Genomic DNA, 21,282 nt, shown 5'->3' with positions numbered 1-21,282 from the left:
GGGGGAGGCATCACTTGTCTGGAGCCTGTCAACAATCCGAAGTCGCACTGGGTCGCCGAGTGCCGCGTGCACTGTGGCCCGGCGTTCCAGCTCGGATTGTTGCTCAGCATCCATTGAGTCAATAATTACTGACCCATTCTCGGATAGTCAAGGGAGGACCTGCCTGCACCCCTCGGAGCCGTCACCGACGAGGCTGGCTCGGCCCGCCTGACCGCTCGAAGGGGTATCAGGGGGATCCTTCGCCGCGGCGGCAGCCTCAGACGCGAAGGAACCCCGCCTGACCCGGTGCGTTTCCGCAGGTCAGACGGGGTTCCGTTTGGTGGAGCTGAGGGGATTCGAACCCCTGGCCTTCTCTTGGTGCCTGGCGCCTTGCGCCGGCCTCCGGATCTCTCGAGATTTCTCGGCCCGCCCCGAGAAACCACCGCTTGACCTGGGCGAACATCCATCATCGACTTCGCTGACGAGTGCCACGTTACCTCATCGCCTCGGCCGATCTCGGAGTCTCTCGACAGGGTTTTCGCGGAGTATTCGCGGAGTGGATAGGGCTAGGGATTCGAGAACACGTCGTGGTCACCGACCCGGCGCCACCGCACGCGCAACTCTCGCTCGACCGTGACCAGCTCGAGGGTCGCTCGCCCGTCAGGGCTCGCGAACGACCAAGTCATCTCAAGGACGCCGGGCGCTGAGCGGACCGACTTGACTCGCAACGATGCGGGCCACGGCGTCGCCGGATCGGCTACGTACGCATCACATGCAGGAACAAACTTCTCCCGCACCACCTTCTTGAACTGCGCCGCATGCTCTGGCTTGAGTCGCCGGAAGTCAGCATCGAACGCCGGCGTCGTCTCGAACTTCACTCGGCCGGGCGGAGGTCATCAAGATGGGCCAGAAAGTCCTCACCGCTGTCATGTACAGCCACCTCACCGGCCGCGACATGGGCATCGACCTCTCGCTCACGCTCCTGCCAGGTCTGTGTCCAGAACCACTTCTGGTCGGCCGGGACCGGCAGAGCCGGACGAAGCTCGATGACACCGTCACTGCGCTCGGTCAGCTCGAGCTGCGCACCGGGCTCGTCGAGATGCAGGCGCTTGCGCAGCTCAGCGGGCAGGGAGATCACGCCGCGGCGCTGTACGCCGACGTAGCCGTGGTACTCGTGAGCCTCTGCAGTCATACCACAATGATGCCCCGAAACCGCCGTGCAGAAAAGCGGCAGAGCAGCAGAACGACAAGGATCCCGCGCGAAACTCGAGCACACCCCGCTGCATTCGGCCGTCAGCAGTCTCTCCCTCGTCAGCCGATTCATCGCGCGCTCGCGATGTCCAGTGCCAGTCGCATCAGGTCCACCACGGTTCACGCCGGATCGTAGATGCGTACGAACTCTCCCGGGGCCGCCTCCACCTGCGAGAGGCCGACCTCGAACGTCTCGGCATCGAACCGGAACACGCTGGTCGGCGGATAGACGATGCGCGGTGCACTACGCGCCGAGGAGACCGCGATCTGGACGGCTGGCTCCATCTCGTCGGTCAGCCCGTGTGCCACCGCAGCGCTCACGCAGCACACGATTGCTTCCGGAGCCCGCATCCCAACCGCCAAGAGCTCGGGGAGCGAGGGCTCGGGCGCATCCGCGTGACGGAAGACCCCGCGCGAGAGCTCGATGACTTCACCGTCGTCCCGCCAGTGATACAGGTCCCGCGGATGCACTCCTGCCTGCAGGGCCGCTCGTGTCGTGAACGTCGCTGGAAGTGACTTCATTCCCACCATGGATAAAACCCATACACTCTCGCGGCGAGAGTGAGTGGATTTTATCCACCCTTGCAGATTCGCGCAGGCTCCCATCGACGCCAGGCGGAGGAGCAGACGGTTCGGGTGGTCGCGGCGTGTGTGGCTGCGATCGCAGGGGTGATCCGCTCGACGTCCGCCGCGGTGAGCGGCGTACGGCGGCGAGGATAGGAGTCGATGAGCACTGGAGACGTCGAGTTCATCGCGCGGTCCACCCCAACGCGACCCGACACGACCCGCCTCAACTCGAGCGCGCTGACCCTCCGAGCGGGTGCAGGCGTGAAAGTGCGAGTATTCGCGGAGCGACGTCGAAGGCCTGGCCTCGGATGATGCTGGAGCGACCACGGCAGTGATCGACCCTCCGAATCGCACGTCTAGGTGATGTCGCGGCGCATCGAGACCAGAGAACCGACGGCCGCGAGGAGTAGTCCGTACCCGGCGAGTACCAGCCCACCCAGCCAGGGGTCGAGATAGTTCTGCGTGCTGAGGGAGACCTGGGTGAGGGCTGCGGAGGCGGATCCGGGAAGGTAGGCAGTCCACTCGGAGGTGGCAGGTACCGCGGTCAGGATGGGCTCGGCGACGAAGCGGTAGACGAGAAGGCCGACAACGGTGGCGACTTGATTGCGGAGCAAGGCGCCGAGGCCGATGCCGATGACTGCGAAGATGATCACGTCGGCGACGACCCCGGCGTAGGTGCCGGGAAGCCCGTTGCCGAACAGCATCAGGTCGATGTCCCTCGCGTGCAGCCACGGCCAGGCGATCGCGGCGACAGTCAGCAGGCAGGCGGTCGCGTATCCCCCGCCCACGACGGCGTAGGTCACCAGCTTCGCAGCCACTATCTTTCCGCGACGTGGCGTGGTGAGGAACGTCGCGGTTGCGGTGCGGTGGCGGAATTCGCCGGTGATGCCGATCGCGGCCAAGACGGCGGCGAGGGTGTTGGCGCCGCCCGAGGCTACAGAGAAAAGGGTCTGCTGGCCGGCTGCGGTATGCAGCGGTGCGGTCATGGTGTCGGGGTCGTTGCTGAATCCGATCAGCAGCGATGCGTAGAGGGCGGTCAGCGCCATCGAAGCCAGGAGCAGCCACAGCCATAGCCGGGTGGAGAGCAGTTTGGCGATCTCGGCGGCGAACAGGTGTCTCATGACAGGGGCTCCTGGCTGGCGGTGAGGTCGAAGAAGGCGGACTCGAGGTTGCCGTGGGTTTGGGTGAGGTCGGCGAGGGTGGCCTGCTGCACCACGTGGCCGCGATGGAGGATGACCACGCGGTCGACCAGTTGCTGCATCTCGGTCAGCACGTGGCTGGAGACGAGTACGCTGCGGCCGCCGGCGGCGTAGTCCCTGAGGAATCTGCGTAGCCAGACGATCCCTTCGGGATCGAGTCCGTTGGCCGGCTCGTCGAGGATCAGGACGGCGGGATCACCTAATAGGGCGGTGGCCAGGGCCAGGCGTTGCCGCATACCGAGGGAGTAGCCACCGACTTTGCGGTTGCTGGCGTGGCTGAGGTCGACCAGTTCCAAGACCTCGCTGGCGCGCGAGCGTGGTAGCGCTGCGGCTGCTGTGTAGATGCGGAGATGGTCGAGGCCAGTTCGCCCGGGGTGGAATCCGGTGGACTCGAGGGCCGCGCCGACGAGCTCGATGGGCGTGGCCAGGTCGGTGTACAGCGTTCCGCCGATGGTTGCTCGGCCCTGGTCGGGACGAACGAGACCGAGCACCATTCGCAGTGTCGTGGTCTTGCCTGCACCGTTGGGGCCGAGGAATCCGGTGACTGATCCAGGTTCGACGACAAAGCTCACGTCGTCGACGGCCGCGACGCCACCGAAGTGCTTAGTCAGCCCGCTTACCTCGATCCGGCCTATTGGTTCACGCACAGCTATCGCCTCCCAGCACAGCCACGCCGCTCGTGTGGAACGAGATAGGGGTGCTGGCCTGCGGCCACAGAAAGCTTTGCGTCGCCTTGATTCGGAATCCGGCGTCGGTGATGGCCCGCACCGGATCCCGGCCGACGTGGCAACCACCCGCCAGGTGCGGGTAGATCGTGGCATCCATGGCCCATTGCAAGCGCGCCATTCCTGACGAGGGCGCGACGCCATGTTCGAGGAAGCGCACCTCTCCGCCAGCACGGAGCACTCGCCGTGCTTCGGCCAGGCAGGCCTGAACGTCCCGCACTGAACAGAGAACGAGAGTGAAGACCACTGTGTCGGTGCTGGCGTCGGCCACAGGCAGGTGCTCGCCGGCTCCGTCTACGACATCGATCGAGGCTTCAGTTTGAGTCGCGACGCGGGTCGCCTCGCGTCGCAGATGAGGCTCGGGTTCGACAGCGGTGACGTGCCGAACGGCGCTGGGGTAGTAGCGAAAGTTTGCTCCGGAGCCGGCGCCCACCTCGACTACTTCGCCACGCAGGTCAGTCAGGAGCGACCTTCGGTGCGCCCGCATCCCGCCGTCGTCCATCGCCCGTGCCATCGCGGGGTAGAGCCTGGCGAACAGCGGATGCCGTCTAGACCCGACGGTCGCGGCTTCAGGGTAAATGTTTACTCGCATGTATACAACCGTAGATGTATACTTCGATATATACAAGAGGAGCTGGTGACATCCATGACAGAAGGCAAGACGCGACTTCCCCGTGCCGAACGACGGGCCCAGATCTTGGTGGCTGCCACGCGTGCGTTCGCTCGACACGGGTTTGCCGACACCGGCCTAGACGAAGTCGCCGACGAAGCGGGTGTCACTCGCGTCGTCCTCTATCGCCACTTTGACTCGAAGGCTGAGCTTTATCGGACGATTCTGGACCGGGCGTGTGAACGGCTTGCCGAGCGCGTGGGCACCGACAACTTCGAGGACGATGCGATCCCGGCGCTGCTCGATGCCGCCGCCGAGGATCCCGACGCCTTCCGGCTGCTGTTCCGCTTCGCCAACCGCGAACGCGAGTTCCGAGATCTGACCGACAGTCTCTCTGCCGCAGCCGTGGAGGTGGCGCGCAGCAACCTCGCCAAGCAGATCCCGTCAGGGCCCTGGCTGGATTGGGCGGCGCAATTGATCCCGACTTTGACGACGGACGCGGTCATCGCGTGGCTGGATAGCGGTCAGCCCGACCCGGAACTGGCGGCCGGCCGAATTCGTGCCGCGATCCACGGCATCAGCCAAGCGGCGATGTAGCTTGCCCGACGCGTCGCAACCGGTGCTCGCCGCCCTTAGAACGGTCGCCAGGGCGAGGCGGGGTCGGTGGGTGTGGGTGACGGGGTGACTCGGATCGCGTAGCGGGTACGCGCTGACGGGGGTTGAGTCACGGGGCCGAGGTAGGTGTGCCCGGTCCTGCGACACCAGGCGGGAAGGTCGATCGGAGTCGGGTGTCGTCACAGATTGCTCAAGCCGAGTAGTGGCTTGCCGTGGACTCCTTGGTGACGGGCATGTCGGCGAGTCGCCACTCGAGCATGCCGTCCTGGAGGCGGATTGCCCGACGTCCTCGGGTGGTGAGCATGCGGACCGCGTCGTAGGCGAGCACGCAATATTCGCCGCGACAGTAGACGACGACGTCGACGTCGTCTGGCAGGTCGTCGATGCGCTCCGGTAGCAGATCGATCGGGATGGAGAGCGCGCCCGGGATGTGCCCGGCGTGGTACTCCTCGGCCGGGCGTACGTCGAGGACGATCGCACGGCCGTCCTCGATCTGGTCGACGAGTTCTTGGCGGGCCACTTCTCCCGGATCCGCATCGGGGCCCAGGTAGGCGTCCCGTGCGGCGCCCACCTCGGTTCGATGGTTCTCGGCGACCTTGCGCAGCAACGCCAGCAGTTGGGCGACGTCCTCGCCGGCGAGGCGGTAGTGGATGCGTACTCCGTCTCGGCGGGTGCGGACAAACCCGGCCTTCTTGAGGGTCTGCAGATGCGCGGAGGCGGTGGTCAGGTTCAGGCCTGCGGTGGAGGCCAGCGCCTCGACCGTGCGCTCGCCCTGGGCCAAGAGGTCCAACAGCTCTAGGCGTTTGCCGCTGCCCAGTGCCTTTCCGCTGGTCGCGAAGGCCTCGTACAGGTCGGCCTTGGCTTCAGTGATTGCCATCGTCTCGCCTTCTTCCATGATTCCATGGAATAGTGTAGGACATCCTCCTGGGCGCTGCCAGCGCCCAGGCGTCGCGAGTCGTGGGGAGTGCGGAATGAGTTTCATCGATGAGCACCTGGTCCCGCTGGTCGACCAGGGACTGGGTAACTCGGCCTACCTGGTGGATCTGGGGGATGGGCGCGCGATGGCAGTGGATGCCGCGCGCGACTTACGGTCCGTGCGGGCGGCGGCCGAGCAACGCGGACTCACGGTCGCCTTCGCCGCCGACACCCACCTCCACGCTGACTTCCTGTCCGGTGCCGCCCAACTCGCGCATGACCAGGACGCGGTTGTGCTGGCCTCTGCGACGGGTGATCGAACGTTCCCGCACCGCGGCCTCGACGATGGCGACGAGATCGACCTGGGCGGCCTGACGCTCCGAGCGCTGGCCACACCGGGCCACACCGACGAACACGTCTCATTCGTCCTGCTCGACGGGACGATCGAGCTCGGCGTGTTCACCGGCGGGTCCTTGCTGGTCGACTCCGCGGCCCGTACCGACCTGCTGGGCGCAGATCGGACCGAGGAGCTGGCCCGGGCCCAGTATCGCTCGTTGCAGCGACTTCGTGAGCTGCCCGATGCGACGGCTGTGTGGCCCACGCACGGTCCGGGGTCGTTCTGCTCGGCGCCCGCGCGGGGGGAGCGTACGTCGAGCATCGCGGAGCAGAAGCTTTCCAACCCACTGCTCGGCGCGCCCGATGAGGACTGGTTCGTCAAGGAGCTCGTCGGCCGCCTCGGGCCCTACCCGACGTACTTCGACCGGCTCGCCCAGGTCAACCGCCGCGGCCCGGCGGTCCTCCCGGCGACTCCCGGTCTGCCTGCTCTCACGGCAGATCAGGTCACCGCCGTGACCGCCGGAGGTGGGTTCGTGATCGACGCACGCCCAGCCGCCGACTTCGCCGCCGGGCACGTCCCGGGAGCGGTGTCGATCCCGCTCCGGCCGGTGTTCGCGACCTGGCTGGGCTGGCTGGTGCCCGCCGAGGTGCCGTTGGTCTTCGTCCTCAACGACGACCAGGACGCTGACGAGATCACCTGGTCCGCGCTCAACATCGGGTACGAGCAACTCGCCGGCACCCTGCGCGGAGGCATGTCGGCCTGGCGCGAAGCGGGCCTGCCCGTGCGTCGCACGCCCTTCGTCACCGCCGACGCAGCGCCGGCCGGGCCCTACCTCGACGTGCGCAGCGGTGGGGAGTTCGCCAGTGGTCACCTCCCCGGGGCCATCAACATCGACCTCGGCGACCTCACCGCCTGTGCCACCGAGGCGCCCCAAGGAGCGGTGGTTGCGTGCGGCCACGGCGAGCGGGCCATGACGGCCGCCAGCCTGCTCGAGCGAGCAGGGCGCACCGACGTCACCGTCCTGGACGGGGGCCCTGCCGACTTCGCCGCCGCGCATGGGCAGCCTCTCGAAGAGGGACCGGAGCGGTGACGTCCAGCGAGACGTCGCATCAGCAAGCCCGTTCCGACCGGCCGGTGCGGCTCGGGCTGCGCGAGAACTGGCTGCAGTTCACGCTGCTTGTCATCGTCAACATCTGCGTCGGCGCGTTGGTCGGGCTGGAGCGCACCACGGTGCCGCTGATCGGCACCGACGTCTTCGGACTGACCAGCGACCTGGCGGTGTTCTCCTTCATAATCGCCTTCGGCATCACCAAGGCGCTGACCAACCTCGCCGCCGGTGCGCTGACCGCGCGGTTCCGGCGCAAGCAGCTGCTCGTGGCCGGGTGGATCATCGGGATCCCGGTCCCGTTCCTGCTCGCGTGGGCCGACAGCTGGACCTGGATCGTGGCCGCCAACGTGCTCCTCGGTGCCAATCAGGGCCTGACCTGGTCGATGACGGTCAACATGAAGATCGACCTCGTCGGGCCCGCACGCCGCGGCCTGGCCACAGGGCTGAACGAGGCCGCCGGGTACACCGCCGTCGGCGTGATGGCACTCCTGACCGGCTACCTCGCCTCGACCAACGGCCTGCGACCAGTACCCGAGCTGATCGGCGTGCCGTTCGTGGTCGCCGGCCTGCTTCTGGCCATCGTCGTGCGCGACACCGCAGCCCACGTCGCGCTCGAGCTCGCCCAACACACCGAGCCGCCGCCCTCGGCCGAAAGCACCCGGTTAGGGGCGACCTTCGCCCGCACCTCCTGGAAACATCGCTCGCTGCGGGGCGCGAGCCAGGCCGGGCTCGTCAACAACCTCAACGATGGCCTGACCTGGGGCGTGTTCCCGCTGCTGTTCACCGACCACGGTCTCGGCCTGGCAGCGGTCGGCCTCATCAAGGGCCTCTACCCCATCTTGTGGGGCCTCGGGCAGATCGGCACCGGCCACCTGGCCGACTCCGTCGGCCGCAAGCCCCTCATCGTCTACGGCATGCTCGTCCAAGCCGGAGGATTCGTCCTGGCCCTCGCACTGCTGGACTGGCCCCTGCTCGCCGGCATCCTGTCCGCAGTCGCCCTCGGCCTGGGGACCGCCATGGTCTACCCCGCGCTGATCGCCTCCATCTCCGATCACGCCCACCCCGCCTGGAGGGCCAACGCGCTGGGCACCTACCGCTTCTGGCGCGACATCGGCTACGCCGCCGGCGCCCTGGTCGCCGGCATCCTCGCCGACGCCCTCGGACTCGAAGCCACGGTCGTCGCCGCCGCCGTCCTCACCGCACTGTCCGGTCTCCTGGCCGCCCGCTGGATCACCGAGAAACGGCCGACGTGAGCACCGCCTGTGCCCACCCTCCGCTGATCAGGCACACGTTTGACACCCTCCCGCCCCACCACTCGTGAGAGGCGCATGAACCCCACAAACTCCAGTCTGATCGAGCAGACCGCCCTCGACGACTCCGCCCGTCACGCCCTGTACCGCCGCTCCCTGACCGTGGTGGTGATCTCCCAGGTGTTCGGCGGCGCCGGCCTCGCAGCAGGAGTCACCGTCGGCGCACTACTGGCTCAGGACATGCTCGGCGGCGAAGGGATCGCCGGCCTCCCAGCCGCACTCTTCACCCTCGGATCCGCCTTGGCGGCCTTCACTGTTGGCCGGTTCTCCCAGCGCTCGGGTCGCCGCGTCGGTCTCACCGCAGGCTTTCTCACCGGTGCCCTGGGAGCCGCAGGCATCGTGCTCGCCGCCGTCATGGACAACCCCGTCCTGCTGTTCATCGCCCTGTTCGTCTACGGATCCGGCACCGCCACCAACCTCCAAGCCCGCTACGCCGGAACCGACCTCGCACCGCCGCAGAGCAGGGCGACCGCGGTCTCGATCGCCATGGTCTCCACCACCTTCGGCGCTGTCGCCGGCCCGAACTCCATCGGCCTGCTCGGCGACCTGGCAGACACGATCGGGATCCCCCGGCTGGCCGGTCCGTTCCTTCTCGCCGCGGTCGCATACGGCCTCGCAGGCCTGGTGCTGTTCGCGTTCCTGCGCCCCGACCCGTTCCTGGTCGCACGAGCCATGGCCACCCAGGCGCCCGCCGAAGCGCCGGCAACCGAACTCACCGCCCCAAGCGACAGCCCGCCAGGCGACACCGAGCCCGCGATGTCATCGAGGTCGACCAGCTCATCGCGCGGTGTCGTCCTCGGTGCCACGATCATGGTGCTCACCCAGATCGCGATGATCGCGATCATGACCATGACTCCGGTCCACATGCGCCACCACCATCACAGCCTCGACCAGGTCGGCTTCGTCATCGGCATGCATATCGGCGCCATGTTCCTGCCATCGCTGATCACCGGGCGCCTCGTCGACCGGATCGGTCGCATCCCGATGGCACTGGCCTCAGCGGCCACACTGCTCGCCGCCGGCCTCACCTCCGCTCTTGCCCCAGGCGACTCCATGGCCATGCTCACCCTCGCCCTCGTGCTCCTCGGCCTCGGCTGGAACTTCGGACTCATCAGCGGCACAGCGCTCATCGTGGACTCCACCCCACTGGCAACCCGCGCAAAGACACAGGGCACCGTCGACGTCCTCATCGCGATCGCCGGCGCCTCCGGCGGCGCCGTCTCCGGTGTGGTGGTCGACGCCTCGAGCTACGCCACGCTCTCCCTGGCCGGCGGATTCCTCGCACTACTGCTCATTCCCGTCGCCCTCTGGCATCAGACCCCTAGACGCCGGTTCGCAACGACCCGGCCGAAGGCTGCCAATGATCTCTAGAGCCAGCGCGTGCAGGTACGAAGCAATGTCCTCGACCTGCGGCTCCCCGCGCCGCCACAACCAGCACCGCAAGCGATTCGACACCCGCCATGCGGACACGCGCAGACGGATCTCACGGCTTGCAACTTGTACCTAGGTCCAGGTTTACCGTTGTTGCCATGGAGCCCTTGCTGACCACAGATGCCTGCACGATGCCGACTGCTGAGCGCCCCTTGCGGCTGGCGGAGTTCGATGACCTGTTCGCCACCTCGGTCCGCAGCGTCCGACCCCGCGGCAGCGATGTACGCCTGCACCTCGCCGGCGAGGAAGGCCTCCTCGAGCGGGTCCGCGACCTGACTGCACGCGAGACCTCGTGCTGCGCGTTCTTCACCTTCACCATCGAGGGCACCGACAAGAGCCTCACGCTCGACATCTCCGTGCCGCCCGCCCACCAGGAGATCCTGGACGCCCTAGCAGGCCGAGCCCAGGAGCTCTCGGCGTGAGCTTGCGGATCAGCGACATCGCCCAGGCCGTCGGTGTGAACAAAGAGACGCTGCGGTACTACGAACGCCGTGGGCTGATCGAGCAGCCGGAGCGAAGTCCCGGCGGGCATCGGCTCTATGACGAGCGAACCGTGCACACGATCCGGATCATCAAGGCCGCCCAACGGCTCGGGTTCACCCTCGACGAGGTGGCCGACCTGATCGAGGTCGGCCACCGCCGAGGGCGCGACTCCGGGCTCCAGGAGCGCGCCCAGGCCAAGCTCGTCGAGGTCGAGGCCCGGATGAAGGACCTCGCGGCGATCCGCGACAACCTTCGGGCCGCACTCGACGCCGGCTGCGATGACCTGCACCAGTGCGTGAGCAGCGACTGCTGCCCGCTGCCGTTCGCAGAGATCACCACCAGGAAGACCGACGCATGACGGCAAAGATGAAGGACCGCCACCTGCTCGGCGCGGGAGTCGCTGACAGGATGGCAGCGTGGACGCATTGAGATCCATCGCACTGTTCGTGGCTGCGGCCGTCGCGGAGATCGGCGGCGCCTGGCTGGTCTGGCAGGGCGTACGTGAACAGAGGGGCTGGATGTGGATCGGGGCGGGCGTCATCGCGCTCGGCATCTACGGGTTCGTCGCGACGCTCCAGCCCGATGCCCACTTCGGACGCATCCTCGCCGCCTACGGCGGTGTCTTCGTCGCTGGATCCCTGGCCTGGGGCATGGCACTAGATGGATTCAAGCCCGACCGCTACGACGTCGTCGGTGCTCTCATCTGCCTCGTCGGTGTCGCTGTGATCATGTACTCCCCACGAACCAGCTGATCGACGACGCAGCTGACTCTCGGAAGCCGAATCTCGGCATCTTCGGCGAAGGCGACTGCGCGCCCTCGCCCGCTACCTGATCGATGCTGACGTCACGGGCGCGTTCGCCCAGCAGATGATTCCGCACCACCAGCAGGCTTCCGAGGCTTCCACGGCACCCTTAGTAGCGCCGAGTGGTAGGCCAGCACCTGCTTCCTTGGCGCGTTGGCCGCCCTCGTCCTCGGCATGCTCGCCGCCCTTGTTGGCTTGCTCCTCCTGGCCGCGATCGAGTTTCAGGTACGCACGGTCGAAGCACCGCATCTGCGACGCCAGCATGGCGAGACCTATCGACGTTGCACGGCTCGTGTGCGCCGCTTCGCTCCTCGCATCGGGCTCACATGAGATTCAGGTTGGCGTCTTCATCTCGGTCTGGCGGTCCAGGCGTCTCTGATCGGCGCACTCGGCTCTGATCCATTGCCAGATGAGAACTCCCGCCATAATGGCGAGGGGGTAGGCACCCAAAGCCCAGCCGAGGGAGGCGCCGAGGTCCTGGTCGCTGGCAAGGGAGTCTGCCCATGGTGGGTGCACCAGTTGGAACCAGTCCTTCGCCACGATCTCGCTGTCGGTCAGGGAGAGCGACAAGAACGTGTGGAAGCCGAAGACCGCCATGACTATCAGCACCCTGAAGGGACGGGTGAGGCGTATCAGGCCAGGGTCGATGCCAACCACCGCGCTGGCGAACAGATATCCGAAGATCAGGAAGTGGGCGATCATCGCCACGTGTGCCGTATGCGACCGCATGGACAGTTCGAGACCGCCGGCGTAGTAGAAGGCGACCAGGCTGATGATGAAGATCGCTGAGGCGACCACCGGATGGCTGGCCATCTGGGTGTAAGGGGACTGAAGGAGCCGCAGCGTCCACTCGCGCGCTCCGTAGGAACCGTCGGGTCGCGCTGAGCTGGTCCGCAGCAGGAGGGTCACCGGAGCGCCGAGCACCAAGAATGTCGGCACCGCTGTCGCGATGGTCATGTGCTGGACCGTGTGCATGCTGAACAGCACCTGTCCATTGACGCCGGGGGCTCCGCTGGTTGCCCAGAGGAGGAGGACCCAGCCGGTCGTCCAGGCGAGCGCACGTCGTGCCGGCCATCCGTCCCCGTTTGCTCGGACCTGACGTACACGCGTCCAGTACCAGGCCAAGGCGATGACCGCCAGCAGCGCCCACAGGCCGTCGATGCGCCATGCGGTGATCCACTCGGGCCAGCCGAGAAGCCCTGGCATCCGATAGCCGAGGATCGCCTCGGCCCCGACCAGAGCACTCTCGCCCTCTGCGGATGGTGGCGCAGACTTCCCGAGCGCGACACCGACTCCCATGGCCGCCGCCATGATCGCGATCTCACCGAGCGCGAGCGCGCCGAAACCGGATCGGCGGCCCGAGGCGATCTTGTTGCTCAGCCGGTGCCTCTGCAGCCGGCCCACGACACCCAACGCGATGAGGCCGACGACCTTGGCGCCGAGCATGAACCCGTAGGAACTGACCAGGTCGGACCAGGCGTTGAGCCGAAGCGTCGCGTTCACGACACCCGAGAGCAGCACCGCGAGGAAGGACCAGCCGGCAAGAGTCGAGTAGCGCTGCAGGGCATGGCTTTGGGCAGAGCGATCCAGACGACGCGAGACGAGCAGCAGTGCCACCAAGCCGCCCAGCCAGACGGTGGCTCCGGCAAGGTGGAGTGCTTGTGACTCCACGGCCAGCCCGTGGTTCAGCGACCCAGCAGCGTGTCCGGTGAGCGCGAGTGGCCACAGCGCGAGAACGGCGATCACGAGCAGGATGCCGCAGGCGGTGGTCGTGCGACCCACGGCGGCACCGACTGCAACCGCGGCTGCGAGCAGGGAGCTGAGGGCGAGGTACTGGCCGAGCTCGAAGCCGGTGGCGAAGCGGGTCGCTGAGACCCACAAGGCTGGGTCGGACAGCGGGAATCCTGATAGCTGGGCGTAGGTGAGAACGAGGGTCAGCAGGCTGGACCATGCCCAGAGACCGGCGCTCCAGGCGACGGCTCCGGACAGGTGTGACCAGGCGCCGGCACTCGGCGCCGCAAGGTCGTCCTGGCCGGTTCGCGCAGGCAAGCACCAGCACAGCACCGCCAGCGCCCCGATCGTCATAGCTGCAGAGAGGTCGCGTACGCCGGTGGCGAGCGGAAGTCCCCACCGGGTTGCTGCCTCGACGTCCGGGATACCTGGTTCACTCACTGATGCCAGGGTCCCGGTCGCCGCGAGGATCCCGACGCCGAGGATGGGCGCCAGGCTGGCGGCAAGAAGCAGCAGAGCGTACGGAAAGCGGCCTGCGTGGTTCCTGCTCACGAGCTCGTGGCCCGGCGTCGGCGACGGGCCACGGCCGCCGCGATGAGAACGGCTACCAGCGGGAGGGAGAGCACCGCCCCGGCGATCACCAGGCCCAGCTTGCCGTCCCCCTGCTCGTCACCTTGTTCTTCACCTTGAACTGTCGGCTCAGTCGGCGACTCGCGCTCGTCGTCTTGGTCCACCCCTGCGCTCTCGGAAGCGCGCTCCGATGGGGGTTGGGTCGGGATGGGCAGCGGAGCAGTGAATGTGATGGTGCCGTTGACCGGATGGCCGTCGGCCGAGACGACGCGATAGGCAAGGGACCACGTTGCTGGCGTGCGGCCCGTTGCCGAGGTCGACAACCCGCTGTCGGGGACCGGCGCGGACACCGTTCCCGCGTCGGTGGTCGGGTCGAGTCGCACGGGTTCGGTGCCGTTGATGACGAGGCTGAGATTGGAGAACTCAGCAGACATATCGTCGGTGAACGTGAGGGCGAGCCGGTCAGGCGCGGACTCGAGCGCGGCCCCGTCCGCCGGGTCGGAGGAGGTGAGATCCGTGTGCGCGTCTGCTCGATCGGTCGATGCGACCAGGAGCACGGCGACCAACGTGGCGAGCAGGACCGCCAAGCTCAGCGAAATGGCCAGTCGACCCCTAGGGCTTGCGCGCCTGCGATGCTTCGTGGCGGCCGAGGCGTACTCCTCCAGGTCCTCCGGCAAGTCCTCGAATGCAAATGGGGTTCGTTCGGGGTGCTGCTGGTCCGGGGGGTTGCTCATCGTGCTTCCTGCCGAGTGGTATCTACTATGGCCCATAGTACATACCACTCGGGATCCGATCACCAGCGGCTGATTGCCCGGAGCGCGCGCTGGGTATGTGCGTTCTGGGTGTGGCTCCGATGCTCCAGCCAGCGGGGCGACGCCGAGACTTTGGCGCCAGTCGTGTCCAGGCAGCAGCTGTGCTCGTCGCCGACTCCGCCGGGCACGAGTGCCAGGGTGGCGGGGGCCGAGGCGACCAGGACGATGGCCGAGGCCAGGAACGCGACGGCGGTCCGCCGGAGGGGCTGATGTGGCCCGACGAGCCGCTGGGCGCGCTGCACGACGTCAGCACCGGTCGCGGCAAGGGCGCCCGAAGCCTTCGGGAGTCGATTTGCCAACGCGAGCTCGTAGAGCGCCTCAGCCAGGGACCGCCGATCGTCCACGGCCACCGCATCGTCGGCGTGCATCTCCGCGAGGAGAGCGATCTGCTGGTGGGCGACGCGGAAGAACCCGACGTAGGGAAAGGCCCGGCTCAGTGCGTGCGCGCGAGCGACCAGCCGAGCGTGCCGCGAGCTCAGGTGGGCGTGTTCATGCCGCAGAACCAGTGCGATCTGGTCGGCGGTGAGGGCCCGCATTGCGCCTCGGGTGATGACCACAGTGTCCGATGTCCCGGCGCGCCGCTCGCCCTGCACGCAGTACGCGGCCGCGGCGTCCTGGTCGAGGACCACGACGCCGTCCGCGGCGCGTTCGGTCACCAGGTCAAGGCTCGCCAGGTGGGCTCGCTGGGTCTGCAGGTCTCTGCGTCGCTGACCCCACAGGGCAATCGCGAGCCGTCCTCCAACGGCAGCCAGGAGTACGCCGCTTGCCGTTGTCAGGATGGCGCCGGTCGTGGATGCGTACTGGTGTTGGATCTCGATGGCACATGCCCGCAAGACCTCCCCGATCGCGCCGGCAGCCGATAGTCCGGGCATGGTGAGTGCCACCATGCCGAGCAGCAGAGCCGCGATCGCGGCGGCACTGACCGTCTGCCACAGGGCGATGCCCAGCCGGGGCGCTCGCCGCAGCACTTCGAGGCGCGGGAGCAGATACTGCCCGACACCCAGCGAGGCCGCGGCGAAGGCGATCAGGGCGGCGGCGCCGGTCATTTCTCCTCGCCCTGGTGTGTCGATCGGTCCGAGCCGGTGACGACTCTGCGCAAGGTCGCCAGCTCGTCATCGTCAAGGTGCTCGACAAAGTGCAGCAGGACGTTCGCGCGGTCGCCGCCGTCGGCGAGCACCTCGCCGAGCAGCGAGGCGGTGTGCTCCTCACGCGTCGCCGCCGGCGAGTAGACATAGGCCCTCCCCTGTCGCTCGCGCCCCAAGAGCCCTTTGCGGTGCAGGTTGTCCATGACTGTCATCACCGTGGTGTAGGCGATCTTGCGGTCTTCTGCCAAGGAGTCGTGGATCGCACGCACCGATTGCGGATCGTCGCTGGACCACATTCGCTGCATGATCGTCGCCTCGAGAGGACCCATACCGCGCATCATCGCTCCTTCAAGTACGAGCCGCCATCGTAGCTGCGGTCCGAGGGGGTCAGACCAGTGTCGACCAGTAGTCCCAGAATCGGACGGTGATGAGAGCCAGGACCACCAGGAAGGCCGCGAGGAGGATCGGCGCGTGCCACTGGATCGCGATGCGAGTCGACGCGCTCCGGGTGGCCCGCTCCCCAAAGATCCCTCGGCGGAGATTGTGCAGGGTGACGTACCAGAAGATCGGAATCACCACGCTCCACACGACCATGCAGTACGGGCACAACGCGCCGATCCGATAGAGACTCTGGAAGATCAACCAGAGGATGAACGCGAGTCCCGCTGTGACGCCTGCCTGGAGCCCGAGCCAGAACCAGCGTCGGAATCGGGCCCCCGCGAGGATCGCGGCGCCAGTGGTGATGAGCACCGGAAACGTTGCCACACCGATCAGTGGGTTGGGGAAGCCCAGCACCGCGGCCTGCGCCGACTGCATCACCGACCCGCAGCTCAGGACGGGATTCAGGCTGCACACCGGCGTATACGAGGAGTCCTGTGCCAGCTTGAACCGCTCGACCAGGAGGACCGCCGCTGCGATGAGCCCGATGGAGCCGCTCAGGAGCAGGCCCCAGCCGATCCTGATATCGGCGGCCGGGGAGCCCTCGCGCGCACGGGTTGTGCCACTCACTCCGCGAGCGCCTCATCGAGGACGCGGCTGAAGTCCTCCACAGCCTGCGGCTCGAACGGCTCGCCGTTGACGAAGAACGTCGGCGTTCCCTGCACACCGAGCTCGATGCCGTCATCGACATCGCGCCGGACGCGGGATGCGACCTCCTCGGAGGCGTAGTCCGCGCCGTACTTCTTCATGTCCAGGCCAATCTCCTCGGCGAAACTGCGGAAGAGATCGTCGTGCGGCGTCTGAGCCTCTCCCCAGGTCGCCTGGGTCTCGTACATCTTGTTATACATCGCCTCCAACTCGCCCTGTCGGGCCGCGGACTCGACTGCCCGTGCTGCCCGCTCGGAGTTGAAATGCCCCGGAAGCGGGAAGTAGCGGACGACGAAAGTGACCTGGCCGGCGTACTTCTTCCTCACGTCCTCGACGATCGGGTACGCAGCGCCGCATGCCTCGCACTCGAAGTCGAGAAACTCGACGAAGGTCACATCGCTGGTGCCCTTCTCGCCGAGGACTCGAGCATCGGAGCGCATAAGTGCGCTCTCCTTGGCCGGGGTGTCCGCGGCAGGAGCGGGGCGCTCTGCCTCGCCTCTCGATGAGGCGACGATGAGGGCCACGATCCCGGCGATCACCAGGCCGCCGATGACGGCGGTGATCTTGGTCTGCTTGGACACGGCTGCACTCCTCCTGAGAACTTCTTTCTACTAACAGGCATAGTAGGCGATGCCTGTTCGCCACGTCAGGTCAGCCACCGAACAACGCGGAGAGGCTCCCGACCGCGCAGATGGCACCGGGGCACTGGCCAACAGCCCAGATGACGGCTCGTTCAGGTCGGCTGGTGCTTACGCGAGCAGCGTGGCTGGATATGGATCGGAGCGGGCGTCACAGGCGCAGCTGCCCCAGCCCCGGAACGAAGCGCCCGGTGCTTGCCGCGTACGAGGTGTAGTCCTCCCCGTGGGTGCGAACCAGGTAGGGCTCCTCGACGACGCGGACCTGAAGGTGCAGGGCAACGAGGAGCAGACCTGCCCCTGCGAGCGCGACGGCATTGGGGACCATCAGGACCAGTCCGATGCCGGTGATGGCCATCGCGGTGAAGATCGGGTTGCGGACGAGGGCGAACGGCCCGGTCGTCACCAGCTCGGTGCGTTCGGTGTCGTCGACGCCGATGCGCCAACTGGTGCCCATGGCGACCTGGGTGAGCACGGTGGCCGTGATGCCGATCAAGGCAAGCGCCATTCCGCCGGCCTGGATGGCCGGGTGGATGAGGACGGCGACCGCGTCAAGGCCCGCAAGGGCAGCGATGGGGCCGAGGAGTCCGGCGAGCAGCGCCACGACGAACAGGACACCGGCCCGCCATTCCGGGTCGCCAGGGTGTCCGGAGATGCCTCGGAAGCCGCTGTCGCCGGTATGCCGGAGCTGGACCCAGGTGCGGATGCCGAATCCCAGCAGCATGTAGACGCCGAAGAGGACGAGCGCCGCGATGATCATGGCTGACGCCTGTCGATGGTCAGGAGCTCGATCTCGGTCTCGGCCTCGCCGTCGGTCCCGCTGGGGGCACAGCAGGAGTCGGCGCAGGTGATGGCGGCGTCCGCCTCGTAGGCCGAGGCCACCGGACCGCACGAGCACGCGTCGCCCCGCCAGGCATCCCAGCCCTCCTTCACCGCGACGGCAGCGATGACCAGGCCGGCGACGGGGTCTGCCCACGACCAGCCGAGCGTGGCGTTGAGAACCAGCCCGACGAGCAGAACCGCCGAGAGGTAGGTGCACAACAGGGTCTGGGTCGAGTCAGCCACCACCGCGTTCGACCCGAGTGCTCGCCCGGTGCGCCGCTGCGCCCACGACAGGAACGGCATGATCATCAGCGAAGCGATCGCCAGGCCGATGCCGACGACCGAGGTGTCTGGATCGCGCCCGGTGACGAGGGCGCGCCCCGACTCGAAGGTGACGTATGCGGCGAGGGCGAAGAAGGAGATGGCCATCAGTCGCAGCGCCTGCCGTTCCCGCGACTCCGGGAGCCGGTGGCGGAACTGCCACAGGATGATGAGCCCGCTGGAGACCTCGACGATGGAGTCGAGTCCGAACCCGACCAGCGCGACGGATCCGGCCACGAGCCCGGCGGTGATGGCGATGACCGCCTCGAGGCCGTTGTAGGCGACCGACGCGGCGGCGAGGAGCTGGGCACGGCGTCCGAGTCGCTTGCGGTCAACTGGAGTCAGATCGGTGGATGCATGCACGTGCGCGGCCATCACGCCTCCTCGTGCGCGTCGGCGTGAACGGCGGCGATGCCGTGGTTGGGGCACAGCGTCACCGCGTCGCCGGTGAGCGCAAGGACCCGCTCAGCGGCGGCCAGCAGGTCCATCACGGCTTGGCTGTGGGCCAGCGCGAACATCGACGCCCGCCCGACGGGACGTGAGGTCACCAGTCCGCAGTCCTTCAGGCAGGCGAGGTGCTTCGAGACCGTGCTCTGGGCCAGGCCGAGATGGGCGGTCAGATCGACCACGCGGTGCTCGCCGAGGGCGAGGTGGCGCAGGATCGCCAGTCGCGAGGGATCGGAGAACCCATGGAACAGACACGCTGCGGCACTCAGGGCTGCCGCCTCGTCCAACGAGTCAGCAGCACCCGTCATCGCTTTCATCGTCATATGGCGATGTTGCCACCCAATGGCCTTCCCGCGCAAGTCATGGAATTGCGGATCGCCTAAGATCAAGGCCATGCAGGACCGCCGGCCGACGCAGACACGCGGAGCACGCCTTGCGCTCGCCGCGGTTGCCGTAGCCCTGTTCGGTCTCATGTCGATGCACGGCTGGGGCTCCCACGCCGGCGATCACCCGATGGGCGCCGTGCCCGAGGGCGCGGCCGTCATGACCATGGGCCACGGTGGCCCGCACGCACTCGCCGCGACGGCCGGAAACGAATCTGTTGCCGCCGAGTCCGACGTCTCCGCAGCGGGCCAGACCCAGGCACCTGACGGCGAGGGAGGCGGGAGCATCCTCGGTCTCTGTCTCGCGATCCTCACCGGGTTGATCTTGGGCTTCGCTCTGTTGATGGCGAGGCGGGGCACCCGCGTTCTGCGGAGTCTGCTCCCGACGTGGCACAGCCCCGTCTTCTACGGGCGGGACCATGACCCACCCGACTTGTTGCACCTCTGTGTGATCCGCTGCTGAGCGGCCGCAGCCACGAGGCACCCATCCGGGTGGCTCGGGCTTTCGCCTGCCCAGACCCAGATCACACAGACGGAGTATTTCTCATGCGCAAGACCCTGCCGGCTGCCATTGTCGCGGCCTCGCTGTTCATCCTCGCGGCCATCGTTCTCGTCCTCGCTGTCCGTGGGGGCGAGGACGACGGCCACACCTCTGCCGGGCACAACGATGCCGACGTCGCGTTCGCCCAGCAGATGATTCCGCACCACCAGCAGGCCATCGAGATGACAGAGCTCGCCGAGACCCGAGCCGAGAGCCAGGAGGTCAAGGACCTGGCCGCTGACATCGAGGCAGCACAAGGCCCAGAGATCGAGACCATGACCGGCTGGCTCGAGAGCTGGGGCGAGGACGTCCCCGACAAGGGCATGTCCGACATGGATCACGGCGACATGTCGTCGGACGAGATGAGCGGGATGATGTCGGAGGAGGACATGACCGACCTGGGGAGCGCCTCCGGCAGCCGGTTCGACCAGATGTTCCTCACCATGATGATCGAGCACCACGAGGGCGCGATCGAGATGGCCCAGACCGAGCAGGTCGACGGCCAGTTCCCTGACGCCACAGCGATGGCCGAGGACATCGAGACCGCTCAGACCGAGGAGATCCGGACGATGCAGGCACTGCTCCAGTCCTGACCATCGTCCAAGCCGGGCAGGCGACGCGCCTGCCCGGCAACTTCTCAAGACCGGAGCATCCTCTTGAACCGAAACCTCCACCTCGCGATCGCGCTCGCAGTGGCCACGGCCTTCCTTTCGACCGCCTGCGCCACGGACCCGGAACCCACCGCACGAGCCGCAAAGGACAGCCCATCCAGCGACAGCTCAATTGGCCATATCCATGGCCTCGGGATCGACCCCGCCGATGACAGCCTCTACGTCGCCACCCACTTCGGCCTCTTCCACGTCCCCGATACCGGCAAACCGAGCCGGGTCGCCGACCGGTGGCAAGACACCATGGCGTTCACCGTCATCGGTCCGGGCCACTTCCTCGGGAGCGGACACCCTGACCTGACCGAGGAGCACCTGCCCTCGCACCTGGGTCTGATCGAGTCCACCGACGCCGGCGAGACCTGGACACCGCTCGCACTGCAGGGCGAGGCCGACTTCCACATCCTCGAGCCGGCCGGCGACGTCCTCTACGCGTACGACTCCACCACCAGTCGTCTGCTCCGCACCGAAGATCGGGAGCGGTTCGAGGAGATCCTGTCCGGCGACCTCGTCAGCGTCGCTGCTTCCAAGGAGGCCGGTCGACTGTTCGCGACCACGAGCAAGGGACAGCTCATCAGTATCGATGCACCGACCGGGGCGACCCGTGAGCTCGGCGGTCCGGTCACCGCCTATCTCGACACCACGGCTGAGGGCGGCCTGGTGGGCATCGGCCCGGATGGTGTCGTCCGGGTCAGTGGCGATGCGGGAAAGACGTGGCAGGAGGCCGGGTCGATCGGCGGTCAGCCGGCGGCCTTCACGATCACCGAGCAGGGCTGGTACGCCGCGACGGCGGAGGAGGCCTTCCGCTCGACCGATCACGGCAGCACCTGGGAACAGGTCCTGTAGGAGGG

Annotated in this window: 27 protein-coding genes; 10 read left to right on the top strand and 17 right to left on the bottom strand. The window is 67.4% G+C overall.

The window, feature by feature from the left end:
• Nucleotides 1-545: 545 nt before the first annotated feature.
• From ACRDPS_RS15280 to ACRDPS_RS15255, 6 genes are all read right to left on the bottom strand, one after another.
• The gene (locus tag ACRDPS_RS15280) at nucleotides 546-857 is read right to left on the bottom strand and encodes a hypothetical protein (protein WP_431502503.1); all 312 of its coding nucleotides are present in this window, start codon (nucleotides 855-857) and stop codon (nucleotides 546-548) included.
• Nucleotides 854-1,171 carry an AbrB/MazE/SpoVT family DNA-binding domain-containing protein gene (locus tag ACRDPS_RS15275; protein ID WP_431502502.1) on the bottom strand — a complete coding sequence of 106 codons (318 nt, stop codon included), beginning with the start codon at nucleotides 1,169-1,171 and terminating at the stop codon, nucleotides 854-856. The genes ACRDPS_RS15280 and ACRDPS_RS15275 overlap by 4 nt, the downstream gene beginning before the upstream one ends.
• A 179-nt stretch (nucleotides 1,172-1,350) precedes the next feature.
• Nucleotides 1,351-1,752: a type IV toxin-antitoxin system AbiEi family antitoxin domain-containing protein gene (locus ACRDPS_RS15270; protein ID WP_431502501.1), complete on the bottom strand. Its 402-nt coding sequence runs from the start codon at nucleotides 1,750-1,752 to the stop codon at nucleotides 1,351-1,353.
• 401 nt (nucleotides 1,753-2,153) lie between these two features.
• Nucleotides 2,154-2,918, bottom strand: coding sequence for a hypothetical protein (locus ACRDPS_RS15265; RefSeq protein WP_431502500.1), 765 nt, complete (start codon nucleotides 2,916-2,918; stop codon nucleotides 2,154-2,156).
• Nucleotides 2,915-3,643, bottom strand: coding sequence for an ABC transporter ATP-binding protein (locus ACRDPS_RS15260; protein ID WP_431502499.1), 729 nt, complete (start codon nucleotides 3,641-3,643; stop codon nucleotides 2,915-2,917). The genes ACRDPS_RS15265 and ACRDPS_RS15260 overlap by 4 nt, the downstream gene beginning before the upstream one ends.
• A complete protein-coding gene (locus ACRDPS_RS15255; protein WP_431502498.1) occupies nucleotides 3,636-4,313 on the bottom strand; it encodes a class I SAM-dependent methyltransferase in 678 nt (225 codons plus the stop codon). The genes ACRDPS_RS15260 and ACRDPS_RS15255 overlap by 8 nt, the downstream gene beginning before the upstream one ends.
• A 54-nt stretch (nucleotides 4,314-4,367) precedes the next feature.
• Here ACRDPS_RS15255 and ACRDPS_RS15250 point away from each other — a divergent pair, with 54 nt between their 5' ends.
• Entirely contained in the window at nucleotides 4,368-4,928 is a 561-nt protein-coding gene (locus ACRDPS_RS15250) for a TetR/AcrR family transcriptional regulator (protein WP_431502497.1), read from the top strand.
• Between the two features lie 208 nt (nucleotides 4,929-5,136).
• Here ACRDPS_RS15250 and ACRDPS_RS15245 read toward each other — a convergent pair whose 3' ends face one another.
• Nucleotides 5,137-5,823 (bottom strand): ArsR/SmtB family transcription factor, encoded by a 687-nt coding sequence (locus tag ACRDPS_RS15245; protein ID WP_431502496.1) that lies wholly within the window; start codon nucleotides 5,821-5,823, stop codon nucleotides 5,137-5,139.
• A 94-nt stretch (nucleotides 5,824-5,917) separates the two neighbouring features.
• Here ACRDPS_RS15245 and ACRDPS_RS15240 point away from each other — a divergent pair, with 94 nt between their 5' ends.
• From ACRDPS_RS15240 to ACRDPS_RS15215, 6 genes are all read left to right on the top strand, one after another.
• The gene (locus ACRDPS_RS15240) at nucleotides 5,918-7,288 is read left to right on the top strand and encodes an MBL fold metallo-hydrolase (protein ID WP_431502495.1); all 1,371 of its coding nucleotides are present in this window, start codon (nucleotides 5,918-5,920) and stop codon (nucleotides 7,286-7,288) included.
• Nucleotides 7,285-8,559 (top strand): MFS transporter, encoded by a 1,275-nt coding sequence (locus ACRDPS_RS15235; protein WP_431502494.1) that lies wholly within the window; start codon nucleotides 7,285-7,287, stop codon nucleotides 8,557-8,559. The genes ACRDPS_RS15240 and ACRDPS_RS15235 overlap by 4 nt, the downstream gene beginning before the upstream one ends.
• Before the next feature lie 75 nt (nucleotides 8,560-8,634).
• Nucleotides 8,635-9,987, top strand: a complete 1,353-nt coding sequence (locus tag ACRDPS_RS15230) for an MFS transporter (RefSeq protein WP_431502493.1) — start codon at nucleotides 8,635-8,637, stop codon at nucleotides 9,985-9,987.
• Between the two features lie 158 nt (nucleotides 9,988-10,145).
• The gene (locus ACRDPS_RS15225; protein ID WP_431502492.1) at nucleotides 10,146-10,469 is read left to right on the top strand and encodes a hypothetical protein; all 324 of its coding nucleotides are present in this window, start codon (nucleotides 10,146-10,148) and stop codon (nucleotides 10,467-10,469) included.
• Nucleotides 10,466-10,888, top strand: a complete 423-nt coding sequence (locus ACRDPS_RS15220; protein WP_431502491.1) for a MerR family transcriptional regulator — start codon at nucleotides 10,466-10,468, stop codon at nucleotides 10,886-10,888. Before ACRDPS_RS15225 ends, ACRDPS_RS15220 begins: the two co-directional genes overlap by 4 nt.
• A 58-nt stretch (nucleotides 10,889-10,946) precedes the next feature.
• The gene (locus ACRDPS_RS15215) at nucleotides 10,947-11,282 is read left to right on the top strand and encodes a YnfA family protein (protein WP_431502490.1); all 336 of its coding nucleotides are present in this window, start codon (nucleotides 10,947-10,949) and stop codon (nucleotides 11,280-11,282) included.
• A gap of 72 nt (nucleotides 11,283-11,354) precedes the next feature.
• On the opposite strand, the gene ACRDPS_RS15210 is transcribed toward ACRDPS_RS15215, so the two are convergent.
• The 10 genes from ACRDPS_RS15210 to ACRDPS_RS15165 all read right to left on the bottom strand — a co-directional run bounded on the left by ACRDPS_RS15210 (nucleotide 11,355) and on the right by ACRDPS_RS15165 (nucleotide 19,150).
• Nucleotides 11,355-11,597: a hypothetical protein gene (locus ACRDPS_RS15210; protein WP_431502489.1), complete on the bottom strand. Its 243-nt coding sequence runs from the start codon at nucleotides 11,595-11,597 to the stop codon at nucleotides 11,355-11,357.
• A gap of 69 nt (nucleotides 11,598-11,666) precedes the next feature.
• On the bottom strand, nucleotides 11,667-13,505 hold the full coding sequence (locus ACRDPS_RS15205) for a cytochrome c oxidase assembly protein (RefSeq protein ID WP_431502488.1): 1,839 nt from the start codon (nucleotides 13,503-13,505) through the stop codon (nucleotides 11,667-11,669).
• 107 nt (nucleotides 13,506-13,612) lie between these two features.
• Complete coding sequence (locus tag ACRDPS_RS15200) at nucleotides 13,613-14,368, bottom strand: copper resistance CopC family protein (RefSeq protein WP_431502487.1); 756 nt, start codon at nucleotides 14,366-14,368, stop codon at nucleotides 13,613-13,615.
• Nucleotides 14,369-14,427: 59 nt separating this feature from the next.
• Complete coding sequence (locus ACRDPS_RS15195; RefSeq protein WP_431502486.1) at nucleotides 14,428-15,492, bottom strand: M56 family metallopeptidase; 1,065 nt, start codon at nucleotides 15,490-15,492, stop codon at nucleotides 14,428-14,430.
• A complete protein-coding gene (locus tag ACRDPS_RS15190) occupies nucleotides 15,489-15,860 on the bottom strand; it encodes a BlaI/MecI/CopY family transcriptional regulator (RefSeq protein WP_431502485.1) in 372 nt (123 codons plus the stop codon). Before ACRDPS_RS15190 ends, ACRDPS_RS15195 begins: the two co-directional genes overlap by 4 nt.
• 58 nt (nucleotides 15,861-15,918) lie before the next feature.
• The gene (locus tag ACRDPS_RS15185) at nucleotides 15,919-16,539 is read right to left on the bottom strand and encodes a vitamin K epoxide reductase family protein (protein ID WP_431502484.1); all 621 of its coding nucleotides are present in this window, start codon (nucleotides 16,537-16,539) and stop codon (nucleotides 15,919-15,921) included.
• On the bottom strand, nucleotides 16,536-17,198 hold the full coding sequence (locus tag ACRDPS_RS15180; protein ID WP_431502483.1) for a DsbA family protein: 663 nt from the start codon (nucleotides 17,196-17,198) through the stop codon (nucleotides 16,536-16,538). The genes ACRDPS_RS15185 and ACRDPS_RS15180 overlap by 4 nt, the downstream gene beginning before the upstream one ends.
• A gap of 208 nt (nucleotides 17,199-17,406) precedes the next feature.
• Complete coding sequence (locus ACRDPS_RS15175) at nucleotides 17,407-18,012, bottom strand: methyltransferase family protein (protein WP_431502482.1); 606 nt, start codon at nucleotides 18,010-18,012, stop codon at nucleotides 17,407-17,409.
• Complete coding sequence (locus ACRDPS_RS15170) at nucleotides 18,009-18,770, bottom strand: cation diffusion facilitator family transporter (RefSeq protein ID WP_431502481.1); 762 nt, start codon at nucleotides 18,768-18,770, stop codon at nucleotides 18,009-18,011. Before ACRDPS_RS15170 ends, ACRDPS_RS15175 begins: the two co-directional genes overlap by 4 nt.
• Complete coding sequence (locus ACRDPS_RS15165) at nucleotides 18,770-19,150, bottom strand: ArsR/SmtB family transcription factor (RefSeq protein ID WP_431502480.1); 381 nt, start codon at nucleotides 19,148-19,150, stop codon at nucleotides 18,770-18,772. Before ACRDPS_RS15165 ends, ACRDPS_RS15170 begins: the two co-directional genes overlap by 1 nt.
• A gap of 85 nt (nucleotides 19,151-19,235) precedes the next feature.
• Here ACRDPS_RS15165 and ACRDPS_RS15160 point away from each other — a divergent pair, with 85 nt between their 5' ends.
• The 3 genes from ACRDPS_RS15160 to ACRDPS_RS15150 all read left to right on the top strand — a co-directional run bounded on the left by ACRDPS_RS15160 (nucleotide 19,236) and on the right by ACRDPS_RS15150 (nucleotide 21,277).
• Nucleotides 19,236-19,688 (top strand): hypothetical protein, encoded by a 453-nt coding sequence (locus ACRDPS_RS15160; RefSeq protein ID WP_431502479.1) that lies wholly within the window; start codon nucleotides 19,236-19,238, stop codon nucleotides 19,686-19,688.
• 83 nt (nucleotides 19,689-19,771) lie between these two features.
• The gene (locus ACRDPS_RS15155; protein ID WP_431502478.1) at nucleotides 19,772-20,359 is read left to right on the top strand and encodes a DUF305 domain-containing protein; all 588 of its coding nucleotides are present in this window, start codon (nucleotides 19,772-19,774) and stop codon (nucleotides 20,357-20,359) included.
• Between the two features lie 63 nt (nucleotides 20,360-20,422).
• Nucleotides 20,423-21,277 carry a F510_1955 family glycosylhydrolase gene (locus ACRDPS_RS15150; RefSeq protein ID WP_431502477.1) on the top strand — a complete coding sequence of 285 codons (855 nt, stop codon included), beginning with the start codon at nucleotides 20,423-20,425 and terminating at the stop codon, nucleotides 21,275-21,277.
• Nucleotides 21,278-21,282: the final 5 nt, after the last annotated feature.

Source organism: Nocardioides sp. (assembly GCF_050699375.1).
Taxonomy (GTDB): domain Bacteria; phylum Actinomycetota; class Actinomycetes; order Propionibacteriales; family Nocardioidaceae; genus Nocardioides.
The sequence above is the reverse complement of the archived record's forward strand: the minus strand, read 5'-3'. Positions and strand labels throughout refer to the sequence as shown.

What these genes read in the sequence shown, in the direction of transcription:
- ACRDPS_RS15275 (WP_431502502.1), bottom strand. Translation starts at nt 1,171, where the DNA reads ATGACTGCAGAGGCTCACGAGTACCACGGCTACGTCGGCGTACAGCGC.
- ACRDPS_RS15270 (WP_431502501.1), bottom strand. Translation starts at nt 1,752, where the DNA reads ATGAAGTCACTTCCAGCGACGTTCACGACACGAGCGGCCCTGCAGGCA.
- ACRDPS_RS15265 (WP_431502500.1), bottom strand. Translation starts at nt 2,918, where the DNA reads ATGAGACACCTGTTCGCCGCCGAGATCGCCAAACTGCTCTCCACCCGG.
- ACRDPS_RS15255 (WP_431502498.1), bottom strand. Translation starts at nt 4,313, where the DNA reads ATGCGAGTAAACATTTACCCTGAAGCCGCGACCGTCGGGTCTAGACGG.
- ACRDPS_RS15250 (WP_431502497.1), top strand. Translation starts at nt 4,368, where the DNA reads ATGACAGAAGGCAAGACGCGACTTCCCCGTGCCGAACGACGGGCCCAG.
- ACRDPS_RS15245 (WP_431502496.1), bottom strand. Translation starts at nt 5,823, where the DNA reads ATGGCAATCACTGAAGCCAAGGCCGACCTGTACGAGGCCTTCGCGACC.
- ACRDPS_RS15240 (WP_431502495.1), top strand. Translation starts at nt 5,918, where the DNA reads ATGAGTTTCATCGATGAGCACCTGGTCCCGCTGGTCGACCAGGGACTG.
- ACRDPS_RS15230 (WP_431502493.1), top strand. Translation starts at nt 8,635, where the DNA reads ATGAACCCCACAAACTCCAGTCTGATCGAGCAGACCGCCCTCGACGAC.
- ACRDPS_RS15225 (WP_431502492.1), top strand. Translation starts at nt 10,146, where the DNA reads ATGGAGCCCTTGCTGACCACAGATGCCTGCACGATGCCGACTGCTGAG.
- ACRDPS_RS15210 (WP_431502489.1), bottom strand. Translation starts at nt 11,597, where the DNA reads ATGCTGGCGTCGCAGATGCGGTGCTTCGACCGTGCGTACCTGAAACTC.
- ACRDPS_RS15200 (WP_431502487.1), bottom strand. Translation starts at nt 14,368, where the DNA reads ATGAGCAACCCCCCGGACCAGCAGCACCCCGAACGAACCCCATTTGCA.
- ACRDPS_RS15195 (WP_431502486.1), bottom strand. Translation starts at nt 15,492, where the DNA reads ATGACCGGCGCCGCCGCCCTGATCGCCTTCGCCGCGGCCTCGCTGGGT.
- ACRDPS_RS15190 (WP_431502485.1), bottom strand. Translation starts at nt 15,860, where the DNA reads ATGGGTCCTCTCGAGGCGACGATCATGCAGCGAATGTGGTCCAGCGAC.
- ACRDPS_RS15175 (WP_431502482.1), bottom strand. Translation starts at nt 18,012, where the DNA reads ATGATCATCGCGGCGCTCGTCCTCTTCGGCGTCTACATGCTGCTGGGA.
- ACRDPS_RS15170 (WP_431502481.1), bottom strand. Translation starts at nt 18,770, where the DNA reads ATGGCCGCGCACGTGCATGCATCCACCGATCTGACTCCAGTTGACCGC.
- ACRDPS_RS15165 (WP_431502480.1), bottom strand. Translation starts at nt 19,150, where the DNA reads ATGACGGGTGCTGCTGACTCGTTGGACGAGGCGGCAGCCCTGAGTGCC.
- ACRDPS_RS15160 (WP_431502479.1), top strand. Translation starts at nt 19,236, where the DNA reads ATGCAGGACCGCCGGCCGACGCAGACACGCGGAGCACGCCTTGCGCTC.
- ACRDPS_RS15155 (WP_431502478.1), top strand. Translation starts at nt 19,772, where the DNA reads ATGCGCAAGACCCTGCCGGCTGCCATTGTCGCGGCCTCGCTGTTCATC.